At 44.7% G+C, this 17777-nt stretch carries 19 protein-coding genes; 15 read left to right on the plus strand and 4 right to left on the minus strand.

The window, feature by feature from the left end:
• Positions 1 to 24 precede the first annotated feature (24 nt).
• The 5 genes from GM612_RS04160 (at position 25) to GM612_RS04180 (ending at position 4594) form a co-directional block, all read left to right on the plus strand.
• A complete protein-coding gene (locus GM612_RS04160) occupies positions 25 to 1767 on the plus strand; it encodes a thiamine pyrophosphate-dependent enzyme (RefSeq protein WP_155431141.1) in 1743 nt (580 codons plus the stop codon).
• 21 nt (positions 1768 to 1788) lie between these two features.
• Positions 1789 to 2670 carry an RluA family pseudouridine synthase gene (locus tag GM612_RS04165; protein ID WP_155431142.1) on the plus strand — a complete coding sequence of 294 codons (882 nt, stop codon included), beginning with the start codon at positions 1789 to 1791 and terminating at the stop codon, positions 2668 to 2670.
• Between the two features lie 162 nt (positions 2671 to 2832).
• On the plus strand, positions 2833 to 3027 hold the full coding sequence (locus tag GM612_RS04170; RefSeq protein WP_155431143.1) for a hypothetical protein: 195 nt from the start codon (positions 2833 to 2835) through the stop codon (positions 3025 to 3027).
• Positions 3028 to 3165: 138 nt separating this feature from the next.
• A complete protein-coding gene (locus GM612_RS04175; protein WP_155431144.1) occupies positions 3166 to 3885 on the plus strand; it encodes a DUF1003 domain-containing protein in 720 nt (239 codons plus the stop codon).
• 121 nt (positions 3886 to 4006) lie between these two features.
• Entirely contained in the window at positions 4007 to 4594 is a 588-nt protein-coding gene (locus tag GM612_RS04180; RefSeq protein WP_343031794.1) for a GNAT family N-acetyltransferase, read from the plus strand.
• Between the two features lie 63 nt (positions 4595 to 4657).
• Here GM612_RS04180 and GM612_RS04185 read toward each other — a convergent pair whose 3' ends face one another.
• Complete coding sequence (locus GM612_RS04185) at positions 4658 to 5602, minus strand: dihydroorotate oxidase (RefSeq protein ID WP_155431145.1); 945 nt, start codon at positions 5600 to 5602, stop codon at positions 4658 to 4660.
• A gap of 172 nt (positions 5603 to 5774) precedes the next feature.
• Between GM612_RS04185 and GM612_RS04190 the strand changes: the two genes are divergently transcribed.
• From GM612_RS04190 to GM612_RS04225, 8 genes are all read left to right on the plus strand, one after another.
• Positions 5775 to 6182 carry a hypothetical protein gene (locus GM612_RS04190; protein WP_246147557.1) on the plus strand — a complete coding sequence of 136 codons (408 nt, stop codon included), beginning with the start codon at positions 5775 to 5777 and terminating at the stop codon, positions 6180 to 6182.
• 214 nt (positions 6183 to 6396) lie between these two features.
• Entirely contained in the window at positions 6397 to 7680 is a 1284-nt protein-coding gene (locus GM612_RS04195) for a uracil-xanthine permease family protein (RefSeq protein ID WP_155431146.1), read from the plus strand.
• A gap of 12 nt (positions 7681 to 7692) precedes the next feature.
• The gene (locus GM612_RS04200; protein ID WP_425500330.1) at positions 7693 to 9054 is read left to right on the plus strand and encodes a cytosine permease; all 1362 of its coding nucleotides are present in this window, start codon (positions 7693 to 7695) and stop codon (positions 9052 to 9054) included.
• Between the two features lie 962 nt (positions 9055 to 10016).
• A complete protein-coding gene (locus tag GM612_RS04205) occupies positions 10017 to 10562 on the plus strand; it encodes a GNAT family N-acetyltransferase (RefSeq protein WP_155431147.1) in 546 nt (181 codons plus the stop codon).
• A 216-nt stretch (positions 10563 to 10778) separates the two neighbouring features.
• A complete protein-coding gene (locus GM612_RS04210; protein ID WP_155431148.1) occupies positions 10779 to 11711 on the plus strand; it encodes a cation diffusion facilitator family transporter in 933 nt (310 codons plus the stop codon).
• A 7-nt stretch (positions 11712 to 11718) separates the two neighbouring features.
• Positions 11719 to 12366: a metal-dependent transcriptional regulator gene (locus tag GM612_RS04215; RefSeq protein WP_155431149.1), complete on the plus strand. Its 648-nt coding sequence runs from the start codon at positions 11719 to 11721 to the stop codon at positions 12364 to 12366.
• A gap of 303 nt (positions 12367 to 12669) precedes the next feature.
• Positions 12670 to 13419 (plus strand): threonine/serine exporter family protein, encoded by a 750-nt coding sequence (locus tag GM612_RS04220; RefSeq protein ID WP_155431150.1) that lies wholly within the window; start codon positions 12670 to 12672, stop codon positions 13417 to 13419.
• Positions 13420 to 13429: 10 nt separating this feature from the next.
• Positions 13430 to 13912, plus strand: a complete 483-nt coding sequence (locus GM612_RS04225; RefSeq protein WP_155431151.1) for a threonine/serine exporter family protein — start codon at positions 13430 to 13432, stop codon at positions 13910 to 13912.
• A 159-nt stretch (positions 13913 to 14071) separates the two neighbouring features.
• Here GM612_RS04225 and GM612_RS04230 read toward each other — a convergent pair whose 3' ends face one another.
• Positions 14072 to 14455 (minus strand): DUF1634 domain-containing protein, encoded by a 384-nt coding sequence (locus GM612_RS04230; RefSeq protein ID WP_155431152.1) that lies wholly within the window; start codon positions 14453 to 14455, stop codon positions 14072 to 14074.
• A gap of 4 nt (positions 14456 to 14459) precedes the next feature.
• Positions 14460 to 15299: a sulfite exporter TauE/SafE family protein gene (locus GM612_RS04235; RefSeq protein ID WP_155431153.1), complete on the minus strand. Its 840-nt coding sequence runs from the start codon at positions 15297 to 15299 to the stop codon at positions 14460 to 14462.
• Positions 15300 to 15531: 232 nt separating this feature from the next.
• Here GM612_RS04235 and GM612_RS04240 point away from each other — a divergent pair, with 232 nt between their 5' ends.
• Positions 15532 to 16197 carry a phosphatase PAP2 family protein gene (locus tag GM612_RS04240; protein ID WP_155431154.1) on the plus strand — a complete coding sequence of 222 codons (666 nt, stop codon included), beginning with the start codon at positions 15532 to 15534 and terminating at the stop codon, positions 16195 to 16197.
• Between the two features lie 76 nt (positions 16198 to 16273).
• Here the strand turns inward: GM612_RS04240 and GM612_RS04245 are convergent, their stop codons facing one another.
• Positions 16274 to 17074: a lp_1002 family arylesterase gene (locus tag GM612_RS04245; protein WP_155431155.1), complete on the minus strand. Its 801-nt coding sequence runs from the start codon at positions 17072 to 17074 to the stop codon at positions 16274 to 16276.
• 112 nt (positions 17075 to 17186) lie between these two features.
• On the opposite strand from GM612_RS04245, the gene GM612_RS04250 reads away from it, so the two are divergent.
• Entirely contained in the window at positions 17187 to 17714 is a 528-nt protein-coding gene (locus GM612_RS04250; protein WP_155431156.1) for a GNAT family N-acetyltransferase, read from the plus strand.
• Positions 17715 to 17777 lie beyond the last annotated feature (63 nt).

Here is a 17777-nt window from a genome sequence, read left to right on the forward strand (position 1 = left end):
ACAACTATGAGGAGGGCGAATTTCATGGCACAGATGAAAGCATCACAGGCACTTGTGAAGGAATTATCAAATTGGCAAATTAAACACGTTTACGGGATCCCAGCAGATTCTTTGATCGATGGGTTTGCGGCTGAGCACGACCTGGTGCGTTATATTCAAGTTCGGCATGAAGAGGTTGGCGCGTTAGCAGCAGTGGCGGAAGCTAAGTTGACTGGAAAAATTGGTGTAGCAATGGCTTCAGTCGGCCCTGGAGCTCTGCATTTACTTTATGGTCTCTACGACGCCAAAATGGACCATACGCCAATGCTGGTGATAATTAGTAATGTGGCGACTGGAATGATCAATACGCATTACCTGCAAGACATGGACGAAGACGAACTTTTCTCCAGTCTGGATACTTTCCACCGCCAGGTCAGCGATGCGCGTCAGATTCCGCAGACGATTCGCGCCGCTATTCAATCAGCTTATGAAAATCAAGCACCCTCAGTGGTTATTATTCCGGATGATCTGGCTAATCAGACAATCGAATATGACGCATTGCCGATTCAACATCAAACGCGGCAGGTGCTTAAGGGATCAAAAGAGCAAGCAGTTGCTACGGCTTCGCTAATCAAACAAGCAAAACGACCGGTCATGTTAATTGGTAACGGTGTGCGCCACGCCCAAGACGAAGTGGTTGAATTCTCCAAACGATTTAGCTTACCAGTGGTTGTGACGGCACCCGCAGTTGGTTATCTGCCGAGCAACTTTGAAAATAATATGGGGCCACAAGGTGAAATTGGGACGCAACCGGCTTACGAGGCGATGCATATGGCCGATCTGGTCATCATGGTCGGCACCAGTTATCCATTTATGCGTTTTATGCCATCTGATATTAAAACGGTTCAAATAAATTGTGATGGCGAGGCCTTAGGTGAGCAATTTCCAGCCATTCAAATGGTTCAAGCGGATGCTAAAACCTACTTGAAACAGGTGCTCGATCAACAAAATGAACCGTTACCGGTTTCCAAGTTTTTGCGAGCCTGTCAGCAAGCGCGTGTTAACTGGCTCCACTACTTAGACGCGCGAGTGGCTGCCCGACCAGATGGCTTACTGACCCCGGAAGCAGTTTTACGTGCGGCTAATGAGCTGGTCACACCAGACACCGTTTACGGCCTCGATATTGGGAACAACACGGTCTGGTCTACCAGAATGCTGCCATTTGGCGACGGTCAGACGATGACCATGTCCTCGTGGTTGGGTGCCATGGGCTACGCGGTTTCCGCGGGTATTGCTGCTAAAATGAGCTATCCTAATAAACGCGTACTGACGGTTTCTGGTGATGGTGGCTTTTCAATGGTCGTTCAGGATATCTTGACTCAGGTTCAGTATCATTTGCCCGTGATCAATATTGTGCTTGAAAACGGCGGCTATGGGTTTATTCGACAAGAAAAGGCCATGACTGGTCAATCTGATTACGCGCTGAAATTTATGAACGCTAATTGGGCTGGCGTGGCTGAGAACATGGGTGCTGTTGGTCTGCGAGTCACTGATGATGCATCGTTAAAACATGCCATTGCGGCCGTTAAGGAACACCTAGCTAGCGGCAGTGACCGTCCAGTTGTTTTAGATGCAGTTGTCACGGATGAGGCACCTTTGAACACAACCTCCATGAAACTTGATCCTGATAAATATTCTGATAAAATGATTGGGCAGTTTAGAGCCAAATACCAGTTGGATAGTGATCACTACCCTGCACTGCGCTCAATTATGAATGATTTAGATTAAACGATAGGAATGATTCAAAGTATGAAATTTTCATGGTCTGCTAAACTAGGTGATGCCACAGCCAAACAAGTGCTGACTCATCATGGTGTGAGTCACCGCATGTTTACCCAAATCAATCAAAATAATGGTCAAATTTTAGTCGGTGAAAAACTGGTTAAGCCAGCAACAAAGGTCAAACCAGGAGACCGGGTGACACTAATTGTTCCCGCTGAAACTGCGGATCCCAATGTGCCGGTCAGTCATCAGCCACTGACAGTGGTCTATGAAGATGCGCATGTTCTGGTGGTCTTAAAACCAGCTGGCTTAACCTCGGTTCCTGGGCCCAGCAATCGGGAAGACACACTGGTAAACCGAGTTAAGGGACATTTGGTGGCTGGACAAGAAGAGAACCTGGTACCGCATATTGTGACTCGGTTAGATCGTGATACTAGCGGACTGGTATTGGTGGCTAAGCATCGGCTAGCTAATTCCTGGTTAAATCAGCAATTGGCGGATGGTCGTCTGCAAAAACGTTATTTAGCAATCGTTAGCGGCAATATCACAACTGATCACGGGATGATCGACGCTCCGATTCGTCGGGCGACTGATGGCTTTAATCAAATCGTAGCAGATGATGGTAAGTCAGCGCAGACTGAATACTGGGTGCGCCAACGTGGAACAGGATGGACGCTGGTAGCTGTTTTACTGCATACCGGACGGACGCATCAGATTCGCGTGCATTTCCAATCGATTGGGCACCCATTATTGGGAGACGAACTTTATGGTGGCCCTAGAGAGCTGATTAAGCGGCAAGCTCTTCATGCTTACCAACTAACTTACGAAGATCCGATCACGGGTGCACCACGACAATTTACGGCCAAAATGCCTGCGGACATGGCACAAGTGATACAACGAGCAAATTGAAAATTCATCCGAATTCATGAATGAATATCTGAGGGTTACATGTTAAAAAATAGGGTATCATTAGAATTCATCTCATAGTGAGCTTTTTTCGAGAATAATGCTTGATATTTAAAAATAATTCGGTATTATGGCTACTGTAAAAACTACTAAGGAGTGAATATGATGACAGGTAATGATGAGTCACAGCAGCAGGCAATTGCAAAAATTTTGAATCAAATGGATGAAAACCTTTCGGAATTGTCATGGTTTGACTGCGACTTAAAGGATGACCAATTTGCTAAGCACGTGGCGGAAATGAAAGCCTCTTTGAATGCTGCAAAGAAACCATTTGCTGCACGTGATCTGGTTAGTGAATAACCCCGTTTTTGACACCTGTTTGTTGCCTTGAATTTGTACCATTGTACTCAAACGATTTTTAACGCCACCCAACACGAAACAGACGTTTTGTGTTGGGTGGTTTTGTTGTAAACTAAGAATTATAAAGGAGTGAAGAACATGTCAGAAAATTTGGCGGTGCCATGCATTGTGGACGGGAAGACCTATCGCGTGGAAGAAGGCATGTATCTGGCCGATCTGTCAACGTCGATTCGTCAGCGGGTTAAGCAAGATTACCCCAAGGCCAAGGTGACCGATTTTATATGTAGTCATCATTTACTCAAGTACCGGTTAGCCAGCGTTGATTCGATGATCAATTCAGATTTAAAGCAGAGTCAAAAAATTAACCGGAAGCTGACCCGAGCGATGCAGAGTGACGATTATGAAATCACTGACGTCAACGAAACGCTGACAAAGAGTCTGACATTTGGCGAGCGGGTGGCTGATAATGTTGCGCGTTTTGGCGGTAGTTGGGGCTTTATTGGTGTTTTCGTCTTTGTCTTGATCGCGTGGATGGCAGTTAATAGTTTGCAATTATTTGGGATTCATTTTGACCACTATCCTTTCATCCTGTTAAATCTTTGTTTAAGCTGTATTTCAGCCATTCAGGCCCCCATTATTATGATGAGTCAAAACCGATCAGCAGACAGGGACCGAATGGACGCTGAAAATGATTTTCACGTGAATTTAAAATCGGAACACGAACTACGAATTCTGCACGCCAAGTTGGATCATTTGTCCCAGAATCAAATTCCGCACACACTTGAAATTGAAAAGCTGCAAATCGAGATCTTATCTGAAATTCGATCGGAATTAGCGGAGTTACGGGACAGACAATAGTTAGACTTTAGAATTAGGATAAAGATGGGACACCTAAGAAGGTAAAATAATGGTTTAGCAGAAATTTTGACAACCTAACCGATTTCATGTATGCTCTTAGCATCATGATAGGAGGATTTTTGTGATTACGATACGAGAGGCCAACCAGGATGATGCTGGCCAGATAGCACCCTTAATCGGTTTGATTTTTGATGAGATGCAACTTGAGGAACTTGACGACGTTCCCGAACCCGACTTAGAGAAGGTCATTACGATGGCTTACCGGACGCATAGTTACTTGTCTGGTGATGCAACCACCGTGGTGGCCGAGGCCGATGGTCAAGTTGTTGGAGTAGCTTTTGGTTACCCCGGCGAAAAAGAAGCACGGGTTGACGAAGTGTTAAGGCGCTTATCCGATAAAAGCGCCGCCTTTGAGACACCATTCGAAGCTGAATCGGAAACCGACGGCGGAGAGTGGTACTTAGATTCGATCGCGGTTTCCCCTGATTATCAGGGTCACGGCATTGGTAAACGTTTGCTGGCAGCCCTGCCAGCTTATGTTCACCGTGATGATGAAAATGTGATGGGATTGATCGTGGATTTTGATAATCCTGGTGCCATGGCACTTTACGAACGGGTCGGTTTTGAAGTGGTGGGTACTAAAATGGTGGGCGATCACCAGTACTACCATATGCAACGACGCCTTCAAGTGCCGGAAATGGTGCATTAAATGAACTAAAAAAATAAAAAACGAGCGCGGCTCTCATTGAGAACCACGCTTGTTTTGTAAGTTTTAATCGTCAAAGGTTTTTAGTTTGCCACGAAAATCATCAATTGTTTCGTAACCCTTATGTGCCATAATTTCCGTTAGTTCTTGTGAAACCCGGTCAAATACCCGGGTACCTTCATAACCAAATTGCGTCCCAATTTGAACCATTGAAGCGCCACAAAGAATGTGCTCAAAGGCGTCTTGCCCATTTAAAATGCCGCCGGTACCAACAATGCTGATTTCGGGTTTTAAACGTAAGGCTAAGCCGCGGACGTTGGCCAAGGCGGTTGGTTTTACAGAGATTCCACCGATTCCGCCGAAACCACCTTTTGGCTTGATGACGACTTTTTCAGTTTCAGGATCGACCACTAGACCATTACCAATACTGTTGATCGTGTTCACAAATGTTAAGGGATATTGATTAAGGATCTCCGCAATTTGATCAAAATGGACGAGGTCAAAATAGGGTGGTAGTTTGACACCTAATGGTTTAGTGAAGAACTGAAAGACTTCGTTAAGGACGGTATTCACCCGGTCAAAATCGTAGCCAACTTGGGGCTTTCCCGGGACATTCGGGCAGGATAGGTTAAGTTCTACAAAGCCGTTAAAGTTAGAATCTTGCACCTGGTGCAGCATGGCAAGGTTATCTTCTAAACTAGTCCCTGCTACTGAAAGAAAGTTAGTGCTATCAGGACGTTTTTGCTCGTCTTCCACCACATAGTTCAAATAATAATCTAAGCCGTTGTTGGGCAGCCCCATTGAATTAATGCTGCCAAGGTGCAGTTCATGCATCCGCGGAGCCGGATTTCCTGCTCGTTTATGCGGTGTGGCGCTCTTGGTCACGTAGGCGCCCGCCTTCGATGCCACGAGGGCGTCTAAATCTTTATTTGTTTGGCAACGAATGCCGGCTGCATTCATCATGCAGTTGTCAAAATGTCGTCCGCCAATGGTCGTTTCTAAAGTAATCATCAAATGTCAGCTCCCTGTCTGATTTTATTTGCTGTTCAATTGCCGTTAACTGTACAGGAAAATGTGGAGGTCGTCAAGGTGAAAATACGGCGGATAAGCAAGCTGTATTTTGCCAAAAACGGTGCTAGAACTGGTATGATAGAAGTTAAATAAACGCGAGGAGGATTCACATTTGAGCGAAAATAAGGACGTCAGCTTAAAACTGGGTGACGAGAAATTTACTGAAATGATGCTGTTTTTAAAAACGCCCATCAATCAGCAAAACCACAGAGATTATAAATTTGACGATGCGGAACTGCGTGAGTTGCAGCCAGGAATCTGGGCGATGCCAGCCTACTTAAAAGAGGGTGATGCATACAGCCTCTTTTTCCTGTTTACGACGATTGATACGGGCGATATGGTAGTGGCCTTTGCGGAGGGTGAACCCCTTGAGAAGCGATTGGCATTGGGCAAACCGATGACTACTGGGGCTGGCTTGAACAGCTTATTTGCCCAGCAGGAGAAGCGCGCCCAACGTGTGTTGAAATTTTTAAATGATATTTCGCGGGCGGATGAAGCAGAATGGCGACAAATTATTTAATTGCTCAACGTTGATTTGCTCCGGACTTAAAGTCTTTTAATTGCTGTAGATTATCTTGACACGGTTACTAAACTTACCTATACTCAAAATTAAATAACAACCTTTTAACTTAGTCCCGTGAGGCTAATAAGGGGTCGGTGCTGGCGACAGCTGCAAACGACACCTCTATACCTGCGGGCATAGGGGTGTTTTTACGTTGAATAAGGAGGAAATCATGGCAAAACAAACGCGTTACCGTAATCCGGATGCGGTTTTGGACATTTGGGAACGGCCATCCTTCATGCAGTGGGTTGGCTTATCGATTCAGCACTTATTTTCAATGTTTGGTTCAACGGTTTTAGTGCCCATTCTAGTTGGCTTAAATCCTGGTATTGCGCTCTTTAGTTCGGGTGTTGGGACACTGATGTATATCTTGATCACCAAGGGCAAGATTCCCGCTTATATGGGTTCCAGTTTTTCGTTTATCGTGGTCATGCAAAGTCTGATGAAGCAGGCTGGCTATCCGTCGATTGCTCAAGGAACCCTGGCCGTTGGTGTGGTTTATCTGATCGTGAGTGTTTTAGTTTCATTGATTGGTTCCGACTGGATCGATAAGGCGTTACCGCCGATCGTTGTCGGACCAATCATTATGGTGATTGGGTTATCACTAGCTGGTAGTGCCGCCACGAACGCTACGATGGTTTCCGGTCACTACAGTTTAGTGTCCTTTGCCATTGCCATGGCAACCCTGCTCATTACCGTTTTCTTTAACATGTTTTTGAAGGGCTTTTTGGGCCTGATCCCTATTTTGCTGGGAATCGTCTGCGGTTACATTTTTGCAGTGCTGGCTGGGGTCGTGGACTTTGGCCCGGTCATGTCGGCACCCTGGTTTAAACTACCGGCTTTTGAAATTCCAATTTTAAGCTATCCCTTGACTTGGCATATTGATGCCATCTTGAGCATGGCTCCAATTGCATTTGTCACGATGACTGAACACATGGGACACATCATGGTGCTTAATAAATTAACGCACCGAAACTTCTTCAAGGATCCGGGCTTAAACCATACTCTAGCTGGGGATGGAACGGCATCGATCATTGCCAGTTTAGTTGGTGGCCCGCCAATTACTAGTTATGGTGAAAATATTGGTGTGCTGGCGATTACCCGGGTTCATTCGGTCTATATGCTTGGTGGAGCAGCACTCTTTGCGGTGCTCTTCTCCTTCATTGGTAAGTTAAGTGCACTGATTGAAAGTATTCCGTCACCAGTGATTGGTGGGATCAGTTTTCTCTTGTTTGGTGTGATTGCTTCTAGCGGGCTGCGAGTTCTCGTTGATAATCACATCGATTTTAACGAAAAACGGAACCTCATCATTTCCGCCACAATTTTGGTCATTGGGATTGGAAATGCAACTTTACAGATTGGCGGTTTAACCTTTTCTGGTTTGTCGATCGTCACGGTGCTTGGAATCGTTTTGAATCTGATCCTACCAAAGCACGCTGTCAACGAAGCAGATTAGGAGATGTGAAAATTGGCTAAGAATGGTTTAGGGCAAGTGCCAGCAATTCCTATGGCTTCTCGGCACATGTCGTACTGGGATATGTTTGCAACGTGGGTTGGTGCTAATGCCAATAATGGAACTTGGTATATCGGTGGTGTGATTGCCGCCTGTGGTTTTCTAACAGCTTCAACTACGCTGATCATTTCAGGAATCGTTTCATACTTATTGCTGGCAGCCGCAAGCTTTATGGGCTATAAGACTGGTTTGACGGCAATGACTCTGACCCGGGCATCGTTTGGCCTGCGGGGCAGTTTGTTACCTTCAGTCATTAATTTAGTGCAATTTATTGGCTGGGCGGCTGTAAACACGTTTATTGCGGCAACTTCCATGAGCTTTCTATTTCATGACCTCTTTGGTTGGCCAGTGTTTGGCAAACCAGGTGGCACGATGGGTCTAGCCGTGGGCATCTTCGTCATGAGTATTTTTCATCTGCTCAGTATTTCGCTTGGGCAGCGTTCGGTGCAGATGATCGAACGAATCGGGATCGTCTTAGTTTTCATTTTCGTTATCTGGGAATCGATCGTCGTTTTTAAAACTGTTTCGTTTCATCAAATTGTGACCTGGCGTGCTCCCCGAAATTTGCGGATGACACCGGGAGCAGCGATTGATGTTTTAGCTGCCTTCAACTTGGCTTGGGTCACTGCGGCAAGTGACTTTTCGAGATTCACTGGGGTCCGCAAAAACGCGACTCAAGCATCATTTTTGGGTGCGAATCTTGGGCTGTTTTGGTTTGCATTTATCGGTGTCATCGCAACGATTGGGACAGCCATCACCCTTAATCACTTCGACCCCAACAATTCTGACCCCAGTACGATTGCCAGTAAGCTGGGTCTTGGCTTCTTAGCAATGATTGTCATCATTTTAACTAGTACTACGGCAAATGCAGTTAATTTGATGTCTGCAGGATCTGCTCTAACGAATATGACCCGGCGATTAAGTTTGACCGTCAGTTTATGGGTTGTGACGTTGGTTGCAACAGCGGTGACGTTTCTACCGATTTTTGTGGCTTCGTTCTTAACGGTTTTCACGGCCTTTCTAGATGGAATTGGCATGGTGCTAGGTCCAGAGATTGGTATTTTTCTGGTTGATTTCTTCTGGCTACGTAAGCAACGTTATGAGATTGAGGACTTCACCAAGGTGCATGGTCAGTATTGGTATCGCGGTGGGGTCAACTGGATCGCGATTTTTGTCTGGGCGGTTTCGGTGGCCTGCTATATTGGTTTGAAGCATGTGCCAATGGTTGCAGATACGATTGGGGCGACTTTCGTGGTGATTTTGATCAGCATGATTTTATACGGACTGCTAATGAATTTCGCACAAAAGAGGGCTTAATCTGTTCCCAAGTGCGGTTGATAATGTTATTCTTACAGTAGTGGTAGGCACGATTGGCTAATACTGGAAATACTTTTGAAGTTTGTCTTTAAATGTAGTTTGATAAACGTCGCTAGTCGCTAAACTTGACAAATATGCCATGGATGGCGCTTCAATGCGCTTTGAGTGCTCAGTGTAAGCTGAGCCAGTAATCGTATTCTGATTGACGGGTAAGTGAAAATTAAGAAATTGATTTTCTCAGTGCTAGCCAGTCAACCTACTACTAGGGAAGCCCTGCCAGATTAAACTGGTGGGGTTTTTCAGTAGAGCGCAAAGCAAGGCGTTAAGAGACCGGCGTAGAAGGCCCTAATAGCGAAAACCCCGGGTTTGGGTTTTGGCTATTAGGGCCTTCTACATAGGTCTCTGCCTTGCTTTGCGCGTTTCGGCTATATAAAAGGCAACCACGCCGAAAACCCCGGGTTTGGGTTTTGGCTATTCGGGCCTTCTACATAGGTCTCTGCCTTGCTTTGCGCGTTTCGGCAATATAAAAGGCAACCATGCCGAAAACCCCGGGTTTGGGTTTTGGCTATTAGGGCCTTCTACATCGGTCTCTGCCTTACTTTGCGCGTTTCGAGACAGGACCCTGGAGTCTCTCTAAAGTAATAATCAAAAGAAGTAAATCATTTAAAAGCGACCCAAGGATAATTCAATCAAGTTAGTAGCTAATACTTCAATTAAATTGGTATTCTTTGTGAATTTCCACAAATATTTCATGCTATAAAGGCGATTATTACCTGTTAAATGATGCTTTTATAAAATGTGAAATTAATTTTGCATGACGCTTTCATTCCTGAAATATCAACCCCATAAAATTAGAAAGCTCTTAATGAAATTATTAGGATATTTTTGAAGGATTTTGGTAGACTTTCGCGCTTATTCGCGTTAAGATATCAAAATCTTGTGAAATAAAAGGGGTGGAACAAATGTATTTACGTCGCGCAGAAATGAAAGATTTATCACAAATCGAATCAATCATCCAGGATGGCAAAAAGCACCTGGCGGCTCAACACATTGATCAATGGCAGGGGGGATACCCGAATACCAACGTGCTGGTGGACGATATTCAAAACGGCCACACGATGGTCCTTGTCGAAGGCTATGAAGTTTTAGGGACGGCTGCGGTCATTCCAGCACCGGACGAAAGCTATCAAGTCATTGATGGTGAGTGGCTGACGCGTGGTGATAATTACGTTGCCATCCACCGAGTTGCTGTATCAGCAAATCACCGTGGCCAAGGCCTTTCAGGCAAGTTGTTTGCGGCTATCTTTAAAGAAATTGAAGAACACTCTTCAGTCAAAGGTATCCGAATTGATACGCATCCTGATAATAAGGGCATGCAGCACGTCATTAAAAAGTCTGGTTTCACTTCAACAGGCACTGTTGAAGTACTGGCCGATGAACAAACTTCAGTTCACGATTTTGCTTATGAAAAGCTGACTAGGGCAGGTTCATTAGTAAACGCACAGTAACTGACTTTGATAATCTTAAAAAACGCATTGCATTAAAATTTTGATAAAATAAGCCATTGGCAAATGAAATCTCAGTTGGGAGGTCGTTTGTCAATGGCTTATTTTAATTTTACAAAGGTGACTTCACAGCTGTTAAAAGATTTTAATTTGTAATGCCTAACTCGCTAGCACAATTCCCCTAAAAATGCGATAATGGATGCGCTAGGAGGAATTGGTATGGCAGACAGCAAAGAAATGACAGGTAAAAAATTCTTCTCGGTCACAATGTTGAATGCTGGTATTACGCTGGTGGAAGCAATTGGTGGCATATTTTCCGGCAGTTTATCGTTGGTTTCAGACGCCTTTCACAACCTTGGTGACACCTTTTCCATTGTAATCAGCTACATTGCCCACCGAATTAGTCAACGTGATGAAGATGAACGCAATACGTTTGGCTATGGTCGAGCTCAAATTTTAGCCGCCATGTTGAACGCTCTTTTGCTGATCGTACTATCCGTTTTTTTGGTGGTTGAAGCTGCCAAACGGCTGAGTCACCCGGAGACCATCAACGGCGAATTGATGATGGTAGTCGCGGTGATTGGTCTAGCTGCCAATTTAGCCTCCGCTATTTTGATGCATCGCGGTGCCAAACATAACATGAATATGAAAGCAACGTACTTGCATCTACTGAGTGATACATTATCATCAGTTGGTGTTATCTTCGGTGCGCTGATGATTCAGTGGTACAATGTTACCATGATTGACCCGATTATTACGATTATCGTTGCAATCTACATTACTTTTGAATCTTGGCCAATTGTGCGCAATTCCATCACGATTTTAATGCAGGGTGCGCCACAGATGGATTATGATGCGATCAAGGCTGATTTAATGTCGATTGACGGTATCACCAACGTCCATCACATTCACATTTGGATGATTGATGAGAATCGGATCATGTTTTCAGCCCACATTAACATGCGCGATATGTTACTGAGTGAAGCGGAACCGATTTACCGTCAAATTGAACGATTGCTGGCCACGAAGTACGGTATTTGTCACGTGACCCTTCAGGCAGAGGACGTGCGTGGACGTGATGAGGACATGATTTTGAATGAGGACTTGGAACAGCAATTAAAGACTAGGCAACAGGGAAATAGCAAGGAGTAAGATAAGTATGACCCCAATGAAAGAGGATTATTTAAAAATTATCTTCGAACTCGGTGGCACGAGTGAGAAAGTATCAAATAAACAGATCGCCATCAGTTTAAACATTGCGGCGGGCTCGGTAACAGAAATGATTAATAAAATGGCTGAAGAGGGCTTAGTCGTTCACGAACCGTACGCGGGAATTTCGCTAACGTCAACGGGACGTGATTTAGCAGTTACACTGGTTCGCAAGCATCGACTATGGGAAACTTTTTTGGTTAAAAAGCTCAATTTTGCTTTACCAGATTTGGATGTAGAAGCTGAAAAGTTGGAACACGTGACGAGTGAGAAGTTGGCAAATGCCTTGGATGACGCTTTGAATCATCCAAAAAAGTGTCCGCATGGCGGCACAATTCCAGATCGTCATGGAAAGTTTGCCGGCGAATCTCATTTGATTTTAAATGACGTGAAGGACGGTCAAACGGTCACGGTGGCAAGGTTTATTGATAATCATGATTTGTTAACATATCTCGGTGATATTAAGTTGGATATTGGTGATAAGTTAACGGTTAATAAGCATGATCCGTTTGAGGGACCGGTACTGGTCACGAACCTAACGGATGATCAGGATCTGACGATTGGGTATAAGGCAGCGCATTATATATTTGTAGACTAGAGCGCAAAGCAAGGCGGTTAAAGACCGGCGTAGAAGGCCCCAATAGCGAAAACCCCGGGTTTGGGTTTTGGCTATTGGGGCCTTCTACATAGGTCTTTGCCTTGCGGAGCGCGTTTCGGCTAGATGACAGGCAACCACAGGAAAACCCCGGGTTTGGGTTTTGGCTATTGGGGCCTTCTACATAGGTCTTTGCCTTGCGGAGCGCGTTTCGGCAGTATTTTCAATTTGTAGTAATATCGATGGTCTAACGGCTGCTTTCAAAGTATAATCAGAATAGAAACGGATGGAACGGAGGAATCAGTCATGTCGAATAATCGGGGACACTTGATGATCAAGACAGCGCTTCATGCAGGGCGGATCATGATTGAAAGTGGTTCAGAAGTTGCGCGGGTCGAAGATACGATCAACCGAATTGCTATCAATGCTGGTTTTCCAGATAGTAAGGTCTACGTTACAATCACCGGAATGATGATGTCCATTTCTGGTGAAGAAAATGCCCAGATTGAGCCCGTCTCTTCGCGAACCATTGATTTGGAAAAGATTTCATTAGTTAACGATTATTCACGACAGTTTGCTGCAGGCAGCATTTCTCTAGAACAATTTGATGACTTGCTAACTAAACTCGAGCAAAATCCTCCTTATTTTTCGTTTTGGCTGCAACTGATATCGGCCGGCTTAGTGAGTGGCACTCTGGAAGTTGTTTTTCGAAATAATTATCAGGATTTTCTCATTACATGTGTCATCGGATTGATTGGTTGGGCAGTCTTTTATGGTGTTAATCAGTTAGCACGGGTTCGATTTCTGAGCGAGTTTTTAGCATCTGTCGCAATTGGAGCAATGGCGATTCTTGCTGTGCGCGCTAATTTAGGCAACAGCGTGGATGATATTATTATTGGAAGTGTCATGCCTCTAGTTCCTGGTGTTCCGTTGACTAATGCGGTGCGTGATATCTTAGCTGGCGACCTGGTCAGCGGGATTGCTAGAGGTATTGAAGCACTGATGAGTGCGATTGCTATTGGCAGCGGGATCGCCATGATCCTTCAAGTGTTGTGAGGACGAATGAATGATTGAATTAGTGACAGATTTAATACTAACTTACATCGCCACAATTACTTTTGGTATTTTGCTCAACGTTCCCAGACGAGGCCTGAACATGGCCGGCTGGATCGGTACCCTGAGTTATTTGGCCTACAAGTTGTGTATGCTCACTTCTTTAGGCATGGCGCTGTCCAATCTTATTGGTGCCTTACTGATTGGTATCTTGAGTATGCAGACTGCTCGTTTTAAGAAGATGCCAGTGATCAACTTTAACATTCCGGCATTGGTGCCATTTGTTCCTGGTGGACAAGCTTACCAGATGGTTAAGAACTTTGCGCTGGGTGATAATTCGCTGGCACTGAGTTACCTATTGCAGGTTGTCATCATTGCCGGGGCAATTGCGTTTGGCTTTTTACTGGCAGAGTTATTTAACCGGCTGCAAGCCCGTTTGATGCTCAAGCTATCTAGCCGTTGGCGACATGAGAATCGGCATAATCCAAGGTTGTAAGTCAATATATTCTAGGAACTCGATTAAAATGATAAAAAGCGGTACTAGATAAATTTCTCCCATTGAGAATTTATCTAGTACCGCTTTTGTGGTCGAATTTAGTATCTAAATTCAGTCTTGGATTCACTATGTGACGTATTGATACTTTAAAATCAATCTTTAAACTGTATGACCAATGATAAAACTAATACATAAAATGATCAGTACAGACGTTGTGATCCAGACGTAGAGCGTGTCATGCTCCTTGTAAAAGGCGTAGATTGAAACGACAACACGAAGTACCGGCGTTAAAATTAAGCAAAACATGCCGACCATCATAACGGCGTAGGGTTTGAGTGCAATAGTCCCCAGCAAAATTGATTTGATCGTCGTTGGTTGGTGACCAACAGGGTAGCCCCCATTGCCACCATGGACTAACAAGAGAATCAGGCCCAGTAACATGATGATTGCGGCAACGATGACACCAATTTGCAGAATGCGACCGATCATGATCTCAATGTGTTCCATTTCTTTTTCGGTGGCACTTGATTGTTTTTCTGGCATCTGGTTAACCTCCAATTCCCTTATAGAGCATTTGTAAACCGATAAATAAAATGACCGGAATAAAGATGATTCGAATCACCCGTGCTGGCAAGACCTGCATAATTCTTGAGCCAAGTACGGCACCAACTAAAATTCCCAAAGCCAACGGTACCGCGATATTGGGCAGAATCGAACCGTTAAAAAAGTACACCGTGGCACTGGCAGCTGCTGTCACACCCATCATTAAATTACTGGTGGCCGAGGAAGGCTTTAAAGGCATCTTCATGAAAGTATCCATTGCAGTGACTTTGAACGCACCGGACCCAATTCCAAGCATGCCACTGGCTAGGCCAGCACCGAGCATGACAAGAAAACCTTGAGGAACCTGTTCAACTTGGTAATGAACTTCCTTGAATTCGGCTTTGTCGAAGTAGCTGCCGTTAAGTTTTAGCTTAGTGGCAATTGGGTCAGCTTTGACGTTAGCCAGATTTTCCTGTCCGCGGCGAAGCTTGCGCCACATGTTCCAGCCAGAAAAGACCAGCAGGGCACCGAATAGCAAATACAAATACTTTGGGTTCAAGACACCAGTCAGTAACGCGCCAGCAATCCCACCGATAGTCGTGGCAATTTCCAAAAACATTGCAACCCTTAAATTGAGGACCTCATCTCGCAGGTAGGCAATTGTCGAGCCTGAACTGGTGGCGATAACAGCAATGATACTGGCACCAATCGCATATTTGATATCTAACCCCATTGCCAGGGTTAAAACGGGTGTGATGATAATACCACCGCCGAGGCCTAAAATAGCGCCTGCAATCCCGGCAAATAGACCAACACCAATCATTAGTAGCATTGTTTGAATCATGTCAAATTCCTCTCTTGATTAAGGTCAAAATAATAGCAATTAAAATAATCCTCAACAACTTTAGCATATTTTGGAGTGACTTAAAATGCCTGATTAAATTGAATGCGGATACATTTAAGGCAAACCTTTTTTAATATTCTACTAACAATCAAGACTTCATATCAGACGTGCAATAATGTATGCTATACTCAATTTTGCAGTGCGAATTCGTAAATAATGGGAGGAAGTAACAATGATCATTGAACAAGAACGCGACCGACCGTATCGTTTGTTGGTTAGCGGAGGCTTGTTTGCTTTTCTAGCGGCTGTTGTAATGGCCCAATCAGGTCTATTAAACTTCATTGATAGTGTTTTTATTGGTGTGATTCAAAAACATCAGACGAATTTTAAAGCAACAATTATGACGGTCGTATCCTTTCTTGGTAGTCCAACGATGGATATTATATGGATCCTTATCATTGCTTTTCTATTGTGGGGGTTCAAGTTTAAGATTCCGGCTTTATGGGCCATTGGCACTATCATCGGCGGCGACATTGTTGCAACCCTCGCTAAGGATATTGTCCAACGGGCCCGTCCATTTGGTCATTTAGCAGCAGACAATGGTTACAGTTTCCCCAGTGGCCATGTATTCGGCATGACGCTAGTTCTCGCCGTTTTGTGGATCGTTGTAACACCAATGATCCAGACTGATTGGAAACTGATTCTAACGCGGACAGTAATGGTATTGTGGTTGCTTTTACTAGCAGTTTCGCGTATTTATCTCGGTGCGCACTACCCCTCGGATACCTTGGGGGCAATGTTACTAGCCTACGCATGGCTCCAAATCAGTGAATGGTTATATTTGTGGTTGGCGCCGAAACTGATCAAGATGAGGTTTTTAGCAAATTCATATTACTGATCATGATTTAATAAACAATAAAGAAGTCTGATTTTCAGTATTTACTGAAAGTCAGGCTTCTTTTTGAGACTTAAATTTACAGTGTGTCGTTCAACCATTCCTCAACTAATGTAACCCAGTGGGCAACGTGCGGCTGATTGGCTTCGCGCTTCCAGGCTGTCAAATGGTTGGCGAGTGCTAATCCATGTGGACCGTGGCGGAAGACGTGTAATTCATAGGGTACTTTGGCTTGGCTAAGTGCAGTGGCGTACGCCAAACTATTTGTCGATGGCACTAAGGGATCATCAGCTGTGACCCAGATGAAAGTTGGCGCGTTTGTCGCAGTCACATGTTCATCTGCAGCTAGTGAATCTGGGTCATCGGTCCACTGTTCAAGCATCCCTTCTTTAACCGGGAAGCCAAGCTTTGGACTGATTTCAGGGTAGCCCAAAATAACGGCAGCTGGTTTGAACTCTTCACTCTTTGCACCGGCCTGTTCAGCCAACCAAGGCGCATCCCAGTAATCATTGTAAAGGGCTGCCACCTGTCCACCGACTGAGAAGCCTGCTACGGCCACTCGGTCGAAATCGACGTGCCAGTCAGCGCTTTTAGCTCGTAGCATGCTAAATGACTTTGCCAGTTCTACCAGTGGTGCTGGATAGAGTGGCTGCTTTTCATCAACTACGCTGTAACGCAGGAAAAAGGCCTGATAGCCAAGGTTAAAAAAGGCCAGTGCTAATGTTTCAGTTTGCGGTTGCGGAATGTGCGTATACGAACCGCCTGGAATGATGATGACAGCTGGTAAAGTCTGGTCATCATCGTCAGGGTTTGTGGCGCGCAAGTATCCTTGTAAGTAAGCAGCGGTATCACTGCCGAGTGATTCTTTAACAATTTGCATAGTCATCATCCTAATTGTAATCTATAATTAAATCAGCTAAAAAAGTGTAGTGTCAAAAACCGATATCCTTATTTTAACGCATTTTGCACTTCTGTAAAAAGGGAACGATCAAATGATGGAAAATATTCAGACCAAACGACTGCTTTTGCGGCCATTTGTGGAATCTGACCTGGCTGATTTTTACGCCTTTGTGGGTGATGCCCAAAGTGCTCATTCAGCAGGTTTTCAGTACGCACACAGTGAATCAGATGCCGCTTATATGTTAAAAAGTCTGACGAAAAAGAAAATTTTTGCAATCGTTGAACTTCGGACACAGCGAGTCATTGGCAGTATTGGGTTGTACCCGCGGATGGGAAATGATGGTTTGCAGGAACCTCGCACAGCCGATTTAGGATACGTTTTGAACCGTTCATATTGGGGTCAGGGTTATATGACTGAAGCTGGTCAAGCGTTGATCAAGGCTCTGTTTGACCAAAATGAGTTAGATACGATTTGGGCGAGCCATCTTCAGGATAACCAGCGGTCTAAACGAGTGATCCAAAAGTTGGGTTTCCACTATGTTGACGCGTTTACCCATTCCCAAACCGCCTTATTTCAACCTGGAGCAACCGAATTGATCTACCGGCGGGATCGGGAATAAAAATACATTTTGAAAGCTGGAGGTTATTAAATCAATTTGACTTTTTGTGGCGCTATTGACTTC

It is taken from the genome of Secundilactobacillus folii, from assembly GCF_009720675.1.
GTDB classification, from domain to species: Bacteria; Bacillota; Bacilli; order Lactobacillales; family Lactobacillaceae; genus Secundilactobacillus; species Secundilactobacillus folii.